Annotated in this window: 16 protein-coding genes; 13 read left to right on the top strand and 3 right to left on the bottom strand. The window is 71.0% G+C overall.

From position 1 onward, the window contains the following. Positions 1-28: 28 nt before the first annotated feature. Entirely contained in the window at positions 29-970 is a 942-nt protein-coding gene (locus AC1Q7O_RS09155; protein WP_492659048.1) for a LysR family transcriptional regulator, read from the bottom strand. Positions 971-1,045: 75 nt separating this feature from the next. Here AC1Q7O_RS09155 and AC1Q7O_RS09150 point away from each other — a divergent pair, with 75 nt between their 5' ends. Then, entirely contained in the window at positions 1,046-2,002 is a 957-nt protein-coding gene (locus tag AC1Q7O_RS09150) for a sodium-dependent bicarbonate transport family permease (protein ID WP_492659049.1), read from the top strand. Positions 2,003-2,050: 48 nt separating this feature from the next. Here AC1Q7O_RS09150 and exaC read toward each other — a convergent pair whose 3' ends face one another. After that, a complete protein-coding gene (gene exaC, locus AC1Q7O_RS09145) occupies positions 2,051-3,574 on the bottom strand; it encodes an acetaldehyde dehydrogenase ExaC (RefSeq protein WP_492659050.1) in 1,524 nt (507 codons plus the stop codon). 298 nt (positions 3,575-3,872) lie between these two features. Between exaC and AC1Q7O_RS09140 the strand changes: the two genes are divergently transcribed. The 12 genes from AC1Q7O_RS09140 (at position 3,873) to AC1Q7O_RS09085 (ending at position 15,171) form a co-directional block, all read left to right on the top strand. Beyond that, complete coding sequence (locus AC1Q7O_RS09140) at positions 3,873-5,891, top strand: sigma-54-dependent Fis family transcriptional regulator (protein ID WP_492659051.1); 2,019 nt, start codon at positions 3,873-3,875, stop codon at positions 5,889-5,891. Between the two features lie 350 nt (positions 5,892-6,241). Continuing rightward, a complete protein-coding gene (locus AC1Q7O_RS09135) occupies positions 6,242-7,261 on the top strand; it encodes a protein kinase domain-containing protein (protein ID WP_492662694.1) in 1,020 nt (339 codons plus the stop codon). A 212-nt stretch (positions 7,262-7,473) separates the two neighbouring features. Next, on the top strand, positions 7,474-7,677 hold the full coding sequence (locus tag AC1Q7O_RS09130; protein WP_492659052.1) for a type II toxin-antitoxin system VapB family antitoxin: 204 nt from the start codon (positions 7,474-7,476) through the stop codon (positions 7,675-7,677). A gap of 8 nt (positions 7,678-7,685) precedes the next feature. Continuing rightward, positions 7,686-8,051: a type II toxin-antitoxin system VapC family toxin gene (locus tag AC1Q7O_RS09125; RefSeq protein WP_492659073.1), complete on the top strand. Its 366-nt coding sequence runs from the start codon at positions 7,686-7,688 to the stop codon at positions 8,049-8,051. 161 nt (positions 8,052-8,212) lie between these two features. Continuing rightward, positions 8,213-8,740 carry an LURP-one-related/scramblase family protein gene (locus AC1Q7O_RS09120; protein ID WP_492659053.1) on the top strand — a complete coding sequence of 176 codons (528 nt, stop codon included), beginning with the start codon at positions 8,213-8,215 and terminating at the stop codon, positions 8,738-8,740. A gap of 20 nt (positions 8,741-8,760) precedes the next feature. After that, a complete protein-coding gene (locus AC1Q7O_RS09115) occupies positions 8,761-9,060 on the top strand; it encodes an HNH endonuclease (RefSeq protein ID WP_492659054.1) in 300 nt (99 codons plus the stop codon). A gap of 151 nt (positions 9,061-9,211) precedes the next feature. Beyond that, positions 9,212-9,607: a response regulator gene (locus tag AC1Q7O_RS09110; RefSeq protein ID WP_492659055.1), complete on the top strand. Its 396-nt coding sequence runs from the start codon at positions 9,212-9,214 to the stop codon at positions 9,605-9,607. Then, the gene (locus AC1Q7O_RS09105; RefSeq protein WP_492659056.1) at positions 9,604-10,518 is read left to right on the top strand and encodes a transporter substrate-binding domain-containing protein; all 915 of its coding nucleotides are present in this window, start codon (positions 9,604-9,606) and stop codon (positions 10,516-10,518) included. The genes AC1Q7O_RS09110 and AC1Q7O_RS09105 overlap by 4 nt, the downstream gene beginning before the upstream one ends. Continuing rightward, the gene (locus AC1Q7O_RS09100; RefSeq protein WP_492659057.1) at positions 10,515-12,179 is read left to right on the top strand and encodes a sensor histidine kinase; all 1,665 of its coding nucleotides are present in this window, start codon (positions 10,515-10,517) and stop codon (positions 12,177-12,179) included. Before AC1Q7O_RS09105 ends, AC1Q7O_RS09100 begins: the two co-directional genes overlap by 4 nt. 133 nt (positions 12,180-12,312) lie before the next feature. Further along, positions 12,313-12,978 carry a type 1 glutamine amidotransferase domain-containing protein gene (locus AC1Q7O_RS09095; RefSeq protein ID WP_394509362.1) on the top strand — a complete coding sequence of 222 codons (666 nt, stop codon included), beginning with the start codon at positions 12,313-12,315 and terminating at the stop codon, positions 12,976-12,978. Positions 12,979-12,993: 15 nt separating this feature from the next. Continuing rightward, positions 12,994-14,280 carry a phospholipase D-like domain-containing protein gene (locus AC1Q7O_RS09090; protein ID WP_492659058.1) on the top strand — a complete coding sequence of 429 codons (1,287 nt, stop codon included), beginning with the start codon at positions 12,994-12,996 and terminating at the stop codon, positions 14,278-14,280. Between the two features lie 18 nt (positions 14,281-14,298). Beyond that, entirely contained in the window at positions 14,299-15,171 is an 873-nt protein-coding gene (locus AC1Q7O_RS09085) for an alpha/beta hydrolase (RefSeq protein WP_492659059.1), read from the top strand. A gap of 14 nt (positions 15,172-15,185) precedes the next feature. On the opposite strand, the gene AC1Q7O_RS09080 is transcribed toward AC1Q7O_RS09085, so the two are convergent. Continuing rightward, complete coding sequence (locus AC1Q7O_RS09080; protein ID WP_492659060.1) at positions 15,186-16,448, bottom strand: diguanylate cyclase domain-containing protein; 1,263 nt, start codon at positions 16,446-16,448, stop codon at positions 15,186-15,188. Between the last annotated feature and the right edge of the window lie 77 nt (positions 16,449-16,525).

Below are 16,525 nucleotides of genomic sequence, written 5' to 3'. Positions count from 1 at the left end.
GCGAAGCGGGGGGTGCGTTTCGTTTGTTTCAGCGCGGCACGGCGCGCACGCGCAGCCGGGCGCGCAGGTCGTCCAGCAGCGTGCGCGCGGGCAGCGACAGCGCGCGGTCCTGCCGCCACACCAGCACCCACTGCCGCCGCAGCGGGAAGCCCGCCACCGGCAGCACCGCCAGCCCCTCGCCCGCCGGCTCGGCCGCCAGCGTGTGGCGGGACAGCAGCGCCAGCCCCAGCCCCGCGCGCACCGCGTGCTTGACGGCCTCGTTGCTGCCCAGCGCCATGCGCGGCGGCCAGTCGATGCCACGCTCGGCCAGCGCCTCCTCCAGCACGGCGCGCGTGCCCGAGCCGGTCTCGCGCACCAGCAGCGGCTGGTCCACCAGGTCCTGCAGCCGCAGGCGCCGCCGCGCGGCGAGCGGGTGGTCCAACGCGGCGATAAACACCAGCGGGTTCTCCAGGAACGGCCAGCGCGCCAGCGGCAGGTGCGTGGGCGGCCGCATCATCGCGGCCAGCTCGTCGTCGCCGCGCTCCAGCCTTGCGACGACGGCATCGCGGTTCTCCACCGCCAGCTCGATGCGGATGCCCGGGTACTGCCGCGCGAACGGGCCCAGCAGGTCGGGCAGGAAGTACTCGGTCGTCGTCACCGCAGCGATGCGCAGCCGCCCCTGGCGCAGGCCCTGCAGCGCGGCGGCGTCTTCTTCGAACTGCTGCCAGCGCCCGGCCATGTCGCGCACGGTGGCGGCCAGCTGCTCCGCTACGGCGGTGGGCACCAGGCCGCGGCCCTGCGGCTCGAACAGCACCAGCCCCAAGCTCGCCGCCAGTTCCTTGAGCTGCGTGGACACGGTCGGCTGCGCCAGGTGCAGCGCCCGCGCCGCACGGCCCACGCCGCCCAGGCGCACGGTGGCTTCCAGGCTGCGCAGCTGCGGCCAGCTGGCCCGCCACGCCTTCTCCAGCCCCGGGGGCGGCGCATCACGCATTGGCAAATTTGATCAATGGCATCGACATAAATCAATTGTGCATATCAACGGGCCTGCGCACCATCGCGCCCCGCCATGCAGAATTTTCTCGATCCCGCCATCCTCTTCTTCGTCTTCGGCCTGCTGGCCGGGGCCCTCAAGTCCAACCTGGAGATCCCGCCGCCCATCGCGCGCTTCCTGTCGCTGTACCTGCTGATGGCGCTGGGCCTGAAGGGCGGCTTCGCGCTGGCCAGGTCGGGCCTCACCGCCGAGGTGGTGGTGAGCCTGGCCTGCGCGCTGCTGCTGGCCGCCGCGGTGCCGGCGCTGGGCTACCTGCTGCTCAAGCGGCTGGTGTCGCGCTTCGACGCGGCCGCCATCGCGGCCACCTACGGCTCGGTCAGCGCCGTCACGTTCATCACCGCCACGCAGTACCTGGGCAACCAGGGCGTCGCCTTCGGCGGGCACATGGCCGCGGCCATGGCGCTGATGGAATCGCCCGCCATCGTGATGGCCGTGGTGCTGGCCAACCTGGCCCGCAAGCGCGAGGGCAGCACGGCGCATTCGCACAGCCTGAAGTCGGTGCTGCACGAGTCCCTCACCGACGGCGCGCAGCTGCTGCTCATCGGCGCGATGGCCGTGGGCCTGATCACCGGCGCCTCGGGCGAGGCCGCGATGAAGCCCTTCGCCGGCGACCTGTTCAAGGGGATGCTGGCCTTCTTCCTGCTGGACATGGGCCTGCTGGCTGCGCGCAACCTGGGCTCGCTGCGCGGCGAGTCGCCACGGCTGCTGGCCTACGCGCTGCTGGCGCCGCCGGTGCACGCCAGCCTGGCGCTGGCGCTGGCCTGGGCCTGCGGGCTGTCGGTGGGCAACGGCGCGCTGCTGATGGTGCTGGCGGCCAGCGCGTCCTACATCGCCGTGCCGGCGGTGGTGCGCATCGCCATCCCCGAGGCGCGGCCGGCGCTGTACTTCGGCATGTCGCTGGGGCTGACCTTCCCGCTGAACATCCTGGTGGGCATCCCGGCCTACACGGCGGCGGCGCAGCGGGTGCTGTGATGACAAGGGGCCGCCGCGGCGGCCCCCGTCAGCCGGCGCAACGGCTGGTCAGAAAAAGCCCAGCGCGTTGGGCGAGTAGCTCACGAGCAGGTTCTTGGTCTGCTGGTAGTGGTCCAGCATGTCCTTGTGCGTCTCGCGGCCGATGCCCGATTCCTTGTAGCCGCCGAAGGCCGCGTGCGCCGGGTAGGCGTGATAGCAGTTGGTCCACACGCGGCCGGCCTGGATGGCGCGGCCCAGCCGGTAGGCGCGGCTGCCGTCGCGCGTCCACACGCCGGCGCCCAGGCCGTAGGGCGTGTCGTTGGCGATCTGCAGCGCCTCGGCCTCGGTCTTGAACGTCGTCACCGCCAGCACGGGGCCGAAGATCTCCTCGCGGAAGATGCGCATGTTGTTGTGGCCCTGGAACAGCGTGGGCTGGATGTAGTAGCCGCCCGCCAGGTCGCCGCCCAGCTGCGCGCGGCTGCCGCCGGCCAGCACCTTGGCGCCCTCTTCCTTGCCCAGCGCCAGGTAGGTCTCGATCTTGTCCATCTGCATGGCCGAGGCCTGCGCGCCCATCATGGTGTCGGTGTCCAGCGGGTTGCCCTGCTTGATGGCCGCCACGCGCTTGAGCGCGCGCTCCATGAACTTGTCGAAGATGTTTTCCTGGATCAGCGCGCGGCTGGGGCAGGTGCACACCTCGCCCTGGTTGAACGCGAACAGCACCAGGCCCTCGATGGCCTTGTCGAGGAAGGCGTCGTCCTCGGCCATCACGTCGTCGAAGAACAGGTTGGGGCTCTTGCCGCCCAGCTCCAGCGTGGCCGGGATCAGGTTGGCCGCCGCCGCCTGCGCGATGACCTTGCCGGTGGCCGTGCTGCCGGTGAACGCGATCTTGGCGATGCGCTTGCTCGTCGCCAGCGGCGTGCCGGCCTCGCGGCCGAAGCCGTTGACGACGTTGAGCACGCCCGGCGGCAGCAGGTCGGCGATCAGCTCGGCGAACAGCAGGATGCCGATGGGCGTGCTCTCCGCGGGCTTGAGCACCACGCAGTTGCCCGCGCCCAGCGCCGGCGCCAGCTTCCAGGCCGCCATCAGGAGCGGGAAGTTCCACGGAATGATTTGGCCCACGACGCCCAGCGGCTCGTGGAAGTGATACGCGATGGTGTGGCCGTCGATCTCGCTGAGCGCGCCCTCCTGCGCCCGCACGCAGCCGGCGAAGTAGCGGAAGTGGTCCACCGCCAGCGGGATGTCGGCATTCAGCGTCTCGCGGATGGGCTTGCCGTTGTCCACCGTCTCGGCGTAGGCCAGCAGCTCCAGGTTCTGCTCGATGCGGTCGGCGATCTTCAGCAGCACGTTGGCCCGCTCGGCCGGCGGCGTGGCGGCCCAGCCGGCGGCGGCGGCGTGGGCGGCGTCCAGCGCCAGCTCCACGTCGCGCGCGCCCGAGCGGGCGGCCTGGGTGTAGACCTTGCCGTTGATCGGCGAGATCACGTCGAAGTACTGGCCCTCCACCGGCGGCTGGAACTTGCCGCCGATGAAGTTGTCGTAGCGGGGCTTGTAGGCGATCTTGGCGCCAGCGGCGCCGGGGGCGGCGTAAACGGTCATGGGGCTTGTCTCCGAGGGATGGGCGCCCGGCGTCCTGAACGGCGCCGGGTCACCCCCTTCAGCGCAAACCGCGTGCCAGCGCCCCTTCCGCCGGCCCCGCCGCCGGCCGGCGCAAAACCAGGCCCGGCGCCGGCCAGACTGTCACGAAATGGCACACCCGCGCCGGCACACCGTGCCAAACCGGCACAACCGCTTGACGCGCGGCGGCGTCAGGCTAGCGTCCGGCAGGCCGGGCATGCTGACCCGGCACCGCAGAGCGCCCCAAGGCGCCACCCCGCGCCGCACCGGAGACAACGCCATGCCCGCATCCCAGGCCCCCACGCCGCCCGACCGCATCCGCCAGGCCCGCCGCCAGTGGCTGGACACCGGCACCGTCGCCAGCGGCCTCATCGCCGGCCCGCTGCAGGCCAGCTGGGCGCGCTGCCGCGACCACTTCGGCCTCGCCCCCGAAGGCCGCCCCCAGGGCGCGCCGCACGCCAGCGCCGCCCAGCTGGCCCGCGCGCTGGAGCACCGCCACGCGCTGATGGCCCACGCCCAGCCCGTGATGGCCTTCCTGCACGACCAGGTGCAGGGCAGCGACAGCCTCGTGCTGCTGGCCGACGCCCACGGCCTGCTGCTGCACGCCAGCGGCGACGCGCCGTTTGCCGACCGCGCCGCCCGCGTCGCGCTGCGCCCCGGCGCGCTGTGGAGCGAGCAATGGCGCGGCACCAACGCCATCGGCACCGCGCTGGCCGAGGGCCAGCCGCTCGTCGTGCACGCCGGCGAGCACTACCTGTCGCGCAACGGCTTCCTGACCTGCGCCGCCGCCCCCATCGCCGACCCCGCCGGCCAGCTGCTGGGCGTGCTGGACATCTCAGGCGACCGCCGCGGCTACCACCGCCACACGTTGGCGCTGGCCCGCAGCGGCGCCCGCATGATCGAGCACCAGCTCTTCACCGCGCGCCACGCCGCCGGCCTGCACCTGCGGCTGCACACCCAGGCCGAGGGCCTGGGCACCGTCACCGAAGGCCTGCTGGCCGTCAGCGAAGACGGCTGGGTGACCGGCGCCAACACCGCCGCGCTGGACCTGCTGGGCCTGGCCCGCCACGACATCGGCGCCGCCACCGTGGAACGCGCGCTGGGGCTGGACGTGCGCGCGCTGCTGGCGCTGGGCGCCACGCCGCGCCTGCTGCCGCGCGGCGGCGGCAGCGCGCCGCTGTGGCTGCGCGTGGAACGCGGCCAGACGCTGCGCCACGGCGTGGCGCTGTCCACGCCCGCGGTCGCCCCGGCCCGCGCCCCGACCGCTGCTTCGCCGGCCGCCGCGCCCGCGCTGCGCCCCCCACCCGCTGGCGCCCCGGCCGACGCCCTCGCGGCGCTCGACACCGGCGACGCCACGCTGCGCACCGCGCTGGACCGCGCCCGCCGCGTGCTCGACAAGCCGGCCATCCCGCTGCTGCTGCACGGCGAAACCGGCACGGGCAAGGACGTGCTGGCCCGCGCGCTGCACGCCAGCAGCGCCCGCCGCGCCCAGCCCTTCGTCGCCGTGAACTGCGCCGCGCTGCCCGAGACGCTGATCGAGGCCGAACTCTTCGGCTACCGCCCCGGCGCCTTCACCGGCGCCAGCCGCCAGGGCGCGCCCGGCCGCCTGCGCGAGGCGCACGGCGGCACGCTGCTGCTGGACGAGATCGGCGACATGCCGCTGGCCATGCAGGCCCGGCTGCTGCGCGTGCTGGAAGAACGCACCGTCACGCCGCTGGGCGGCGGCACGGCCGTGGCGGTGGACTTCCGGCTGATCTGCGCCAGCCACCGCCGGCTGGCGGACGAGGTCGCCGCGGGGCGCTTCCGCGAAGACCTGTACTACCGGCTGAACGGCCTGACGCTGACGCTGCCGCCGCTGCGCGAGCGCAGCGACCTGCCGGCGCTGGTGGCGAAGCTGCTGCAGGCCGAGGCACCGGCGCGGGCGCTGCGGGTGGATGACGCCGTGATGGCCTTGTTCAGCCGCTACCGCTGGCCAGGGAATGTGCGGCAGCTGGCGAACGTGGTGAGGACGGGGGTGGCGCTGCTGGAGGATGGCGAGGACATGCTGACGCTGGCGCAGCTGGGCGATGACCTGCGGGAGAGGCTGGCGGCGTCAGGCGCCGCGGCTCCTGCTACTGCAGCGAGGCCGGCCATGTGGACTGCCGGTGGCGGCGACCTGCGGGAGCAGGCAGACGCCAGCATCCGGGAGACGCTGGCGGCCGTGGATGGCAATGTGTCGGAGGCGGCGCGGCGGCTCGGCGTCAGCAGGAATACGCTGTACCGGCGGTTGAGTCGGTCAGGTGGGGTTGTTGTACTTTAGATTTAGGGCCTGCCCCCGAGCCCGCGTCGCGCCGCTGCGGATGCGCTGCACATCAAATAACCTAGGGAGTGCTTGTGATAGTCGAAAAGGAAATAGCGCGGGGCGGCTTCGGCCGGGTAGAGCAGGTACGCATGCCAGATGGAAGCAGACTGGCGAAAAAGACGTTTGCACCAGCCATGGCAATAGGATCAGCCTCCGAACTGGAGAAGCTGAAAACCAGATTTTCAAGAGAAGTACGGGTTCAATCCTCGCTAAACTCAAAATCATTCATACCGATAGTTTCTTCAGAACTCTCCAATCCAGATCCGTCTTATCTTATGCCCTTGGCCGATCGAAATTTCCATGACTAAATAGAATTAGATCGAATAAGCGGCAACGTTCCTGCAAATGGACTGGCCGACATACTAAACGCCCTAGAAGAATTGCACCAACTAGGATTTGTGCATCGGGACCTTAAGCCGCAAAATATATTACTCCATGAGGGCACGTGGAAGCTAACCGATTTCGGCCTTGTTTTGCCGCCGTCAACAGGAACAACAAAACTAACATCACTAGACTCAAATTGGGGAACCGCAGCGTACTGCGCCCCGGAGCAAGCCATTGATTTTCGAGGATCCACGCCAGCAGTTGACATATATGCATTCGGCTGCATATTGCACGACATATATTCAAACACGCCACGCATACCCTATCAACGGCAAACCGCACAAGGTTCAATTGGCGCAATCATCGAAAAATGTACGGAGCAACGACCCGAGAAGCGCTTTAAGAGCGTTCAGGCGCTGCGGGGCACACTTCTTACCTTGCTCTCATCGACCACATCAATTACTGCAAGTCCGAAGGCCGCTGAATGGGCGGACGCTGTAAAGTACGTTGGTAGTTGGGACCTAGATAAAGCCCATGCATTCGCTAGATTTTTGTCGCACGCCACGATCTACGACGACAAATATGTTGTCCACTCGGCTCTCGACGAAGAGGCTCTTTCGCTTCTAAAGGATTTGGATTTCGGGCTATGGAAGTTCGTCGCCCTTGAATACTGCAATTGGGTCGAATCCACCGGATTCAGCTTTGAATACTGCGATGTCCTAGTCAAACGCCTTGAGTTCATCTTCAAGGCAGGCGATCATGAATGCAAGGCCGCCTCAGTGCTCGCCGCAGCAGAACTCGCCCAATCGCATAATCGCTGGTACGTGATGGGATATGTGGTAAAGCTTTGCGGCCCAGACCTTGAGGAAAGTGCAGCCCAACGAATTGCTATTGAAATCAAGGCGACCGATGGGGCAAAGATTTTCCAGCGATGCGTAGATGGCATAGGAAAATCAGTTTCAGACTATCACCCTCGAATTGCTGAAATTCTTCAAAACGCATAGTTAGGCAAGGAACGCATCGTCAGCAACGGATCGAATGAGTATGGGTCTAAATGATCGTGAACTCGGGGTCACGGGATCAGGACCACATGCGGGGGAGCCAGGGTCAGGTCTCAAATCTAAAGTCCTCCGCCAATCCCCGCTCCCAGCTGCACCCACCGCTTGCCCTGATGCCTCGTTAGATGCAGACTCGCATCAACTCTGAGGCACTCATCATGCGCACCACCGTCACCATCGACGACGCCCTGTACCAGCAGGCCCTGGAGCTCGCTGAGCCCGACATGGACAAGGCCGACCTGTTTCGCGAGGCCATCAAGACCTTTGTGCGCGTACAGGCTGCCAAGCGCCTGGCTGCGCTGGGCGGCCAGGCGCCGGCGATGGCCGACATACCCCGTCGCCGCGAGGCAGCGCCGCAGTGAAGCCGGTCCTGGTGGACACCTCCGTCTGGGTGGCCCACTTCCGGCAGCACAACGCCGCGCTGGCCGAATTGCTGGCGCTGGACCGGGTGCTCTGCCACCCGCTGGTGATCGGCGAACTGGCCTGCGGCACGCCGCCGTCGCGCAACCGCACGCTGGCCGACTTGTCCCGGCTGCCCTCGGCGCAGCAGGCCAACCTGCAGGAGGTGCTGGCCTTCCTGGAGCGCGAACAGCTGTTCGGCCAGGGCTGCGGCTATGTGGACATCGCGCTGCTGGCGTCCACACGGCTGACGCCTGGTGCGGCGTTGTGGACGCTGGACCGGCGCCTCGCCGCGCTGGCGCAGCGCGCCGGCGTGCTGCATCTTCCCGGCCACTGACCAACGGGATCGGGGTCAGGCCTCAACTCCAAACCTTTCGGCGAGCAAACCGCCCAGATGGCCTGATCGCCAATCCCGGCGCTTCGAATTGCCCGACGCGCTGCTTGTCGGAGTCGCGCACTCGGCCGAGCTTTCTGAACCACCCGACTCCTGCTGCCCCCATGCCCCGCCATCTCAGCGTCGCCACCCAACTCCTGTCCCTGAAAGAGCGCTTCAAGATCCGCGAGGAGCGCGGCGACGGCAGCGAGCCCGTGGAGCTGTATGACTGCACCTGGCGCTTCGCCTGGTTCCGCGAGGTGTGGGTGCTGACGGCCGCGGGCGGGGCCGAGACGGTGATGCGCCGGCGCATCCTGAGCTGGGTGCCGCGGTGGGACATCACCTCGCCGCTCGGGGCCTTCACGCTGTGCCAGCGCGTGTTCACGCTGCGGCGCACGCTGGTGGTGGAAGGCGGGCCGTTTGACGGCGCCACGTTCACCGGCAACTTTATCGACATGTCGTTCCGCGTGGAGCACCGCGGCCAGCTGCTGGCCACGGCGCAGGGCAAGTGGCTGACGCTGCGCAACCGCCACCTCGTGGAGCTGCTGAGCGACGACCCCGCCGTGGAGACGCTGGTGGCCCTGCTGATGGCGCGGCTGATGATCGACCAGGCGGCGGAGTCGCAAGGCTCGGCCACCGGCGCGGGCGATTGAGGCGGCCTGACGCGCACCGCATGGCCCCGCCCGAGCCCGTCATCTGCCCGCTGTGCGAGCGCCCCATCCCGCCCGCGCAGCGCGACGCCCACCACCTGGTGCCCAAGAGCCGCGGCGGGCGGCAGACGGCGTACCTGCACCGGGTGTGCCACCGGCAGATCCACGCGCTGCTGACCGAGGCGGAGCTGGCGCGGCAGTACGCGACGGTGGAGGCGCTGCTGGCGCACCCGCCGCTCCGCGCGTTCGTGGACTGGGTGAAGACCAAGCCGGACGACTTCTTCGTCGCCACGCGCAAGAGCGCGCGCGTGCGGCGGCGCTGAGCGGCAGGCCGTCAGCAGCCGAACTCACAACAACCTGTGCCGGCGCGCCGCTTGATCTGCTTGAGCCGCTGACGCATCCGTCAAGCGCACCCACGCAACGTCCTGCTGGCTACACTCAATCGCCGCGTAAGCACTCCCGGACCGATTGGCGATGACCATTCCCGTGCTGCTCGTCGATGACAGCGAGTTCGATCGCACCTACACCGGCATCATGCTGGGCCGCACGGGGCTGCCGTGGGCGGTGCAGGAATGCGAGTCGGGGCCCGAGGCGCTGGACGTCATTGCGCAGGCGCCCGGCCGCGTGGGCCTCATCCTGCTGGACGTCAACATGCCGGGGATGAATGGTTTCGAGTTCATCGCGGCGTTCGAGCGCCTGCCCGCGGACGTCCGGGGTGCCACCGAGATCGTCGTGCTCAGCAGCTCACCGCTGGACAGCGAGCGTCAGCAGGCGCTGGCGCATCCGGTGGTGAAGGACTACCTCGTCAAGCCGCTGACGCAGGCCCAGGCGCAGCGCCTGGGGCAACCCCGGGGGCTCGCCTCGGCATGACGGCCGGGCACTGGCGCCTGCTGCTCGCCGCGCTGGCGCTGGTCGCGCTGCCTCCCGCCCAGGCGGCGTCCCCGGAGATCGTGCGCTTCGCGCCGGAGCGCGACTACGGCCCCTTCGTGTTCGCCGACGACCAGGGCCAGGTGAAGGGCCTGTCGGTGGACCTGCTCGCCCGCCTTGCGCCCGCCGCCGGGTTGCAGCTGCGGACGCTGCCGCCCGCACCCCTCGCCCAGCAGCTGGCGCTGTTGCGCGCCGGCGGGGCCGACCTGGTGTCTTCACTGCGGCCCACGCCCGAGCGGGCCGAGTACCTGGCGTTCACCCGCCCCTACGTGAACGTGCCCGCCATCCTGGTGGTGCGCGGCACCGACGCCCGTGTCCCCCAGAGTGCGGACGGCCGGGCTGCGCTGCAGCAGCTGGCGGGCAGGGCCGTGTCGGTCGGTGCCGGCTATGCCGTGGAAGGGTTCGCGCGTGAGCACTTTCCTCAGGTGGCCTGGGCGCCCGTGCCCGACGACGTGCAGGCGCTGCAGGGCGTTCAGGACGGGCGCTTCGACGCCGCCGTGGTGGACGCCGCCAGCGCCGCCTTCATCACCCAGCGCCACCGCATGGGCACGCTGAGCTCCGCAGGCCCGATCGGCTTCGACTACGCGCTCAGCCTGGCCGTGCCCAAGGCGCGGGCTGATCTGGTGCAGCGGCTGGACGACGCCATCGTCGCGCTGCCACTGCAGGAGCGCAGCGAGATCCAGCAGCGCTGGATGGGGCCGCTGAGCGGCAGCGCGCTGATGCAGCCGCCCTGGCACCGGATGGCAGGCTGGGCCGCCGCGTGGCTCGCCGCCGCCGCGTTGCTGCTGGGCGTGCTGTGGCACCGGCGCCGGCGGCGCGCTGCCCGCGAAGCCGATCCGTCCACGCTGACATGACGGCCACCGACCCGCCCGCGCTCCCCACGCCGGGCACGCGCACCCCCGAGGCCTGGCTGGCGCGTCTGCCGCTCGCGCCCCTGGCCGTGGGCCTGGCGCTGGCCTACGCGCTGGCGGCCTTGCTGTCGCTGCAACTGTCCCGCCAGCCCGGCAGCGTGGCCTCCGTCTGGTACGCCAACGCGCTGGCCGTGGCCGCGCTGGCTCACCGCCCCCGCAAGGACTGGCCGGCCTTGCTGGCCGCGACGACGCTGGCCATCACGGCCGCCAATGCGCTGTGGGGCGATCCGCTGCTGCCGGCGCTGGCCTTCACGCCGGCCAACCTGGCCGAGATCAGCGTCGCGGCCGCGGCCCTGCGCCACGCGGGGCTGCAGCGCACGGGCATCGACTCCGCCCCCACGCTGGGCAAGGCCTTGCTGCTGGCGGCGCTGGCCGCCCCGCTGGCCGGCGCCACCGTGGCGATGCTGACCGTGGGGCCACTCATGGGCCAGAGCCCGGGCGCGCTGGGGCTGCAGTGGCTGGAGGGTGCCTCCATCGGCGCGCTTTCCACACTGCCGCTCGCGCTGCTGCTGGCGGGCGCGGGGCCGGCGCCGCTGCGGCAGCTCGCAGGTCAAGTGCTGGCCTGGGCGCTGCTGTGCGCAGCCATCGGCATCACGCTGCTGGCGGCCGGTTGGTTGCCGTATCCCATGGTGTACGCCACGCTGCCGCTGATTGCAGCCGCCGTGATGCTGCCGCTGGCCGGCGCCTATGTGCTGACGCTGGCCGTCTCCGTCACGCTGGTGGCCGCGCTCGGCAGCGGCCTGCTGCCCGCGCCACCGCTCAGCGCGGCCTGGCAGCAGGTGTTCATCTACATCGCCATCGCCGCGGCACTGCTGCCCGGCCAGCTGCTGGCCGCCACGCTGCAGGCACTGCGGCGCAGCCAGCAGCGCCTGGCCCAGCACACCGAGGCGCTGAAGCGCGCCAACGACGGGCTGGAGCAGTTCGTGCGCTTCTCGGCCCATGACCTGCGCGAGCCGCTCAACACCATCGCCGGCTTCGGCGGCCTGCTGAGCGACGAAGCCACGGCGCTGGACTCCACCGCCCGCCAGCACCTGGCGCTGATGCTGCGCGGCACCGAGCGCATGCGCACGCTGCTGGACGACATGCTGGCCTACGCGCAGCTGCGGCAGCACGAGGCCCCGACGATGACGCGCGTCGACCTCGACCGGGCGCTGCAGGCCGCACGGGACGCCCTGGCACAGCAGATCAAGAAAAGCGGGGCGCGCATCACCACCGCGCCGCTGGGCGGCGTGACCGGCCACCCGGCCATGCTGCAGTTGCTGCTGCAGAACCTGCTGAGCAACGCGCTCAAGTTCGTCGAAGCCGGCAAGGCACCCGACGTGGCGTTCAGCGCTTTCGACGACGGCCCTGACCGCGTGCTGCAGGTGCGCGACCACGGCATCGGCATCAGCGCCGAAGGCGCCGCCCGCCTGTTCAAGCCCTTTCAGCGCCTGCACACCCGGCGCCGCTACGAAGGCTCCGGCCTGGGCCTGGCCCTGGTGCGCAGCATCGTGGACGTGCACGGCGGCAGCATCAGCGTGGCCCCGGCAGAGGGCGGGGGGAGCTGTTTCACGGTGAGACTGCCGAACGGGCGTGGGCTGGACGCGCCCCGTCGAGTGGACTGATTCACGGCGACGGGGGTTCCCGGCCCGCGCAACCAGCGTCGCCGCACGCTGCCACGGCGCCCCCTCTGACAGCCAGGGCACCGGCGCCTGCCTAGAGTCGCCAGCAACCGATTCACCCGCCGAGGCCCCCGCCATGCATGCCCTGTTCGTCACCACCAGTGCCAGCCAGCTGGCGCCCGACCATCCGACCGGCCTGTGGCTGGAGGAGTTCGCCGTGCCCTACATGGCCGTGACGGCGGCTGGCATCGCGGTCACCGTGGCGTCGCCCCGCGGCGGCGCCGTGCCGCTGGACCCGAAGACCGCGCCGGACGACGAGCAGCGCCAGCGCTGGCAGCCCGCGCTGCAGGCGCTGCAGCACAGCGTGCCGCTGGCCGACGTGGCGGCGCAGACCTTCGACGCGCTGTTCCTGCCCGGCGGCCACGGCCCGATGGTGGACCTGGCGCATGACGCCACGCTGCACGCGCTGATCGCCCGCCACGACGCGGCCGGCAAGCTCATCGCCGCGGTGTGCCACGGCCCCGCGGGGCTGATCCACGCGCGGCGCGCCGACGGCCAGCCCTTCCTGCAGGGCCGGCGCGTGACGGGCTTCACCAACGCGGAGGAGTTCCTGGCGCGGCTGAAGGACGTGGTGCCCTTCCTGCTGGAGGACGAGATGAAGGCGCGCGGCGCCGACTTCCATTCCGCGCTGCTGCCGCTGCTCAGCCATGTGGAGGAGGACGGCAACCTCATCACCGGGCAGAACCCGCGCTCCAGCGAGGACGTGGCGGCGCTGCTGGTGAAGCGGCTGACGGCGCGTTGACGCGCGCGGGCCCCCATGGCGCGCCGCAAGATGGCTAGCGGGCTGCTGGTGCTGGCCACGGCGGCGGTTACGCTGCTGGCGGTGCTGCTGTTCCAGAACCTGTCGTCGGCCGAGAAGAAGATCGACGAGAAGCTGCCGCGCCTGTACGAGACGGACGACGTTGAGTTCCGCCGCTCGCTCAGCGCGCTGCTGGGGCCGCCGCTGGTGGAGGGCAATCAGGTGGAGACGCTGCTGAACGGCGACCAGATCTTCCCGGCCATGCTGGCCGCCATCCGCTCGGCGCAGAAGACGGTCAACTTCGAGACCTACATCTACTGGTCGGGCAGCATCGGGCGCGAGTTCGTGGACGCGCTGACCGAGCGCGCACGCGCCGGCGTGAAGGTGAACGTGCTGCTGGACTGGGTGGGCAGCATGAAGATGGACACCGCGCTGCTGGACGAGATGAAGGCCGCCGGCGTGGCCTGCGAGCGTTTCCACGAGCCGCGCTTCGCCCACTGGGGCCGCCTGAACAACCGCACGCACCGCAAGCTGCTGGTGGTGGACGGGCGCACCGGCTTCACCGGCGGCGTGGGCATTGCCGACCACTGGCGCGGCCAGGCGCGCCACCCGGGCGAATGGCGCGACACGCATTACCGCGTGACCGGCCCCGTGGTGGCGCAGATGCAGTCGGTGTTCCTCGACAACTGGATGCGCGCCACCGGCGAGGTGCTGCACGGCGAGGCCTATTTCCCGGCGCTGGCGCCGGTGGGCCCGTACACGGCGCAGATGTTCAGCAGCTCGCCCAGCGGCGGCAGCGAGAGCATGCACCTGATGTACCTGCTGGCCATCACCGCGGCGCGCCAGCGCATCGACCTGGCCAACTCCTATTTCGTGCCGGACGACCTGACCATCCGCACGCTGGTGGACGCCGCGCGGCGCGGCGTGAAGGTGCGCATCCTGACGCCCAGCGGCCACATCGACTCCGAGACGGTGCGCAAGGCCTCGCGCAGCAGCTGGGGCCCGATGCTGGAGGCCGGCATCGAGTTCGCCGAATACCAGCCGACGATGTTCCATGTGAAGGGGCTGGTGGTGGACGGGCTGTTCGCGTCGGTCGGCTCCACGAACTTCGACAACCGCTCCTTCCGCCTGAACGACGAGGCCAACCTGAACGTGATGAGCACCGCGTTCGGCCGCGAGCAGCAGGCGGTGTTCGAGGCAGACTGGGCCCGCGCCCGGCCCATCACGCTGCAGCAGTGGCGCGACCGCCCGCTCACCGAGCGGGCGTGGGAGGCCGCCGCCCGCCTGCTGCGCACCCAGCTCTGAGCCACCCACACTCACACCATGCCCGCCCGCTCCCGCCCCACCCTTGCACTGCTGCTGGCGCTCGGCCTGCTGGCCGGCTGCTCGCCGACGACGGCGCTGAATGCGCTCGCGCCCGGCGACACCTACACGCGCACCGCCGGCGTGGCCTACGGGCCGCACCCGCGGCAGCGGCTGGACGTCTACCGCCCCGCCAGCACCGCGCCGGCCGGCGGCTGGCCGGTGGTGGTGTTCTTCTACGGCGGCTCCTGGAACAACGGCGAGCGTGGCAGCTATGCGTTCGTCGGCGAGGCGCTCGCGGCGCGCGGCATCCTGACGCTGGTGGCCGACTACCGGCTGTACCCGGAGGTGCGCTACCCCGCCTTCCTGCAGGACAGCGCCGCCGCGCTGGCCTGGGCGCTCGGGCATGCGCAGGGCCTGGGCGGCAACCCGCAGCGCGTCTTCGTCATGGGCCACAGCGCCGGCGGCTACAACGCGGCGATGCTGGCGCTGGACGCGCGCTGGCTGGCGCCCACGGGGCATGCGCCGCGCGAGCTGGCGGGGTGGGTGGGGCTGGCCGGGCCGTACGACTTCCTGCCCATCGAGAACCCGGACGTGAAGCCGGTGTTCTTCCACCCCGACGTGCCGCCCGGCACGCAGCCGCTGTCGCACGCCGGCGCCGGCGCGCCGCCCAGCTTCCTCGGCGCGGCGGCCAGCGACAGGCTGGTGGACCCGCAACGCAACTCGGCGGCGCTGGCCGCACGGCTGCAGGCGGCGGGCGTGCCGGTGGTGTTCAGGCGCTATGACCGCGTCGGCCACATGACGCTGATCGGCGCCTTCGGCCGGCCGCTGCGCTGGCTGGCGCCGGTGCTGGACGACGTGGCCGGCTTCGTCACCGCGCCGCCGGCACGCTGACGCCGCGGCCGCGGTCAGCGCGCGGCCTTGGCGCGGTACATGGCCTGGTCGGCGCGCGCCAGCACGGCGTCGGGCTGGTCGTCCTGCGGCCCGAACAGGGCCACACCGATGCTGGCCGAGCCGTCGTGCAGCACGCGCTGCTCGCCGCCGTGCGGGCCGGGCAGCCGCAGCTCGTAGGGCCGGGCCAGGCACTCGCGCAGCTTGGCCGCGACGCGCTCGGCCTGGTGCGCGGCGTCGCCGGGGTCGGCCGGCAGCGGCGTCAGCATGACGACGAACTCGTCGCCGCCCAGCCGCATCACCGAGTCGGACGCCCGCACCGCGGCCTGCAGCCGCTGCGCCACGGCCAGCAGCAGTGCGTCGCCGGCCGCGTGACCGTGGGTGTCGTTCAGCGGCTTGAAGCGGTCCAGGTCGATGAACAGCACGGCGCCGTGCAGGCCCGTGCGCGGGACCTGGTTCACGGCCATGCGCAGGCGGTCGTCCAGCAGCCGGCGGTTGGGCAGGCCGGTGAGCGCGTCCACGAAGGCCAGCTGCCGCACCTGGGCCTCCAGCTCCTTGCGCACGGTGACGTCGTTGATGGTGTTGATGGTGGCAGGGCGCCCCTGCCAGTCGATGAGGGCGCCGCCCATCTCCAGCCAGCGCATGCCGCGCGCGCGGGTCTTCACGCGGTACTCGTAGCGCGTGGGGATGGGCACGCCGGCCAGGCGCTTGCGGTGGTTGGAGAACACCAGCTCGTGGTCGTCTTCGTGGATGAAGTCCAGAAAGGGTTGGCCGAGCAGCTCCTGCTCCGTGAGCCCGACGAACTCGCACAGGTGCCGGTTGACGAACTTGAAGCAGCCGTCCTGCACCACGGCGATGCCTTCGCTGGCGGTTTCGCCCAGCTCCAGGTAGCGGCGCTCGCTGTGCTGCAGGCGCTCCTGCAGCAGCTGCTGCTCGGAGATGTCGCGGGCCAGCACCCAGCGCCCGCCGGCCCCGGGCAGCGGCTGGGCGGCCAGCACCACGTGGCGCGGCGGCTGGCCCTGGCGCTGCAGCAGCGCCTGGCAGCCCGGCCGGCCGTCGGCCAGCGCCTGCGCCAGCGCCTGGCGGGCCTCGGCGTCCAGCAGGCGGCTCACGGGCTGGCCCAGCAGCGCGTCGGGCCGCCAGCCGGTCAGCGCGGCGGCCGTGGCCGAGACCTCGCGCAGCACGCCGGCCTCGTCTTCCTGCCACCAGAGTTCGTGGCTGTGGGCCAGCAGTGCCGCCGGCGGTGCGACGGCTCGTGCGGCCGCGTCGTGTTGGCTCATTCCCCCTCCTTCACGGCTGCCCCGGCCTCATCGGGCCCGGTGGCGGCGTGCCGTGCGGCAGTGTGCCGCAAGACCTG

The sequence above is a fragment of the Roseateles sp. GW823-FHT07B05 genome, assembly GCF_058794515.1.
The sequence above is the reverse complement of the archived record's forward strand: the minus strand, read 5'-3'. Positions and strand labels throughout refer to the sequence as shown.

Excerpts from the sequence above, each read along its gene's own strand:
- AC1Q7O_RS09155 (WP_492659048.1), bottom strand. The coding sequence starts at position 970 with ATGCGTGATGCGCCGCCCCCGGGGCTGGAGAAGGCGTGGCGGGCCAGC.
- AC1Q7O_RS09150 (WP_492659049.1), top strand. The coding sequence starts at position 1,046 with ATGCAGAATTTTCTCGATCCCGCCATCCTCTTCTTCGTCTTCGGCCTG.
- exaC (WP_492659050.1), bottom strand. The coding sequence starts at position 3,574 with ATGACCGTTTACGCCGCCCCCGGCGCCGCTGGCGCCAAGATCGCCTAC.
- AC1Q7O_RS09140 (WP_492659051.1), top strand. The coding sequence starts at position 3,873 with ATGCCCGCATCCCAGGCCCCCACGCCGCCCGACCGCATCCGCCAGGCC.
- AC1Q7O_RS09130 (WP_492659052.1), top strand. The coding sequence starts at position 7,474 with ATGCGCACCACCGTCACCATCGACGACGCCCTGTACCAGCAGGCCCTG.
- AC1Q7O_RS09120 (WP_492659053.1), top strand. The coding sequence starts at position 8,213 with ATGCCCCGCCATCTCAGCGTCGCCACCCAACTCCTGTCCCTGAAAGAG.
- AC1Q7O_RS09115 (WP_492659054.1), top strand. The coding sequence starts at position 8,761 with ATGGCCCCGCCCGAGCCCGTCATCTGCCCGCTGTGCGAGCGCCCCATC.
- AC1Q7O_RS09110 (WP_492659055.1), top strand. The coding sequence starts at position 9,212 with ATGACCATTCCCGTGCTGCTCGTCGATGACAGCGAGTTCGATCGCACC.
- AC1Q7O_RS09105 (WP_492659056.1), top strand. The coding sequence starts at position 9,604 with ATGACGGCCGGGCACTGGCGCCTGCTGCTCGCCGCGCTGGCGCTGGTC.
- AC1Q7O_RS09100 (WP_492659057.1), top strand. The coding sequence starts at position 10,515 with ATGACGGCCACCGACCCGCCCGCGCTCCCCACGCCGGGCACGCGCACC.
- AC1Q7O_RS09095 (WP_394509362.1), top strand. The coding sequence starts at position 12,313 with ATGCATGCCCTGTTCGTCACCACCAGTGCCAGCCAGCTGGCGCCCGAC.
- AC1Q7O_RS09090 (WP_492659058.1), top strand. The coding sequence starts at position 12,994 with ATGGCGCGCCGCAAGATGGCTAGCGGGCTGCTGGTGCTGGCCACGGCG.
- AC1Q7O_RS09085 (WP_492659059.1), top strand. The coding sequence starts at position 14,299 with ATGCCCGCCCGCTCCCGCCCCACCCTTGCACTGCTGCTGGCGCTCGGC.
- AC1Q7O_RS09080 (WP_492659060.1), bottom strand. The coding sequence starts at position 16,448 with ATGAGCCAACACGACGCGGCCGCACGAGCCGTCGCACCGCCGGCGGCA.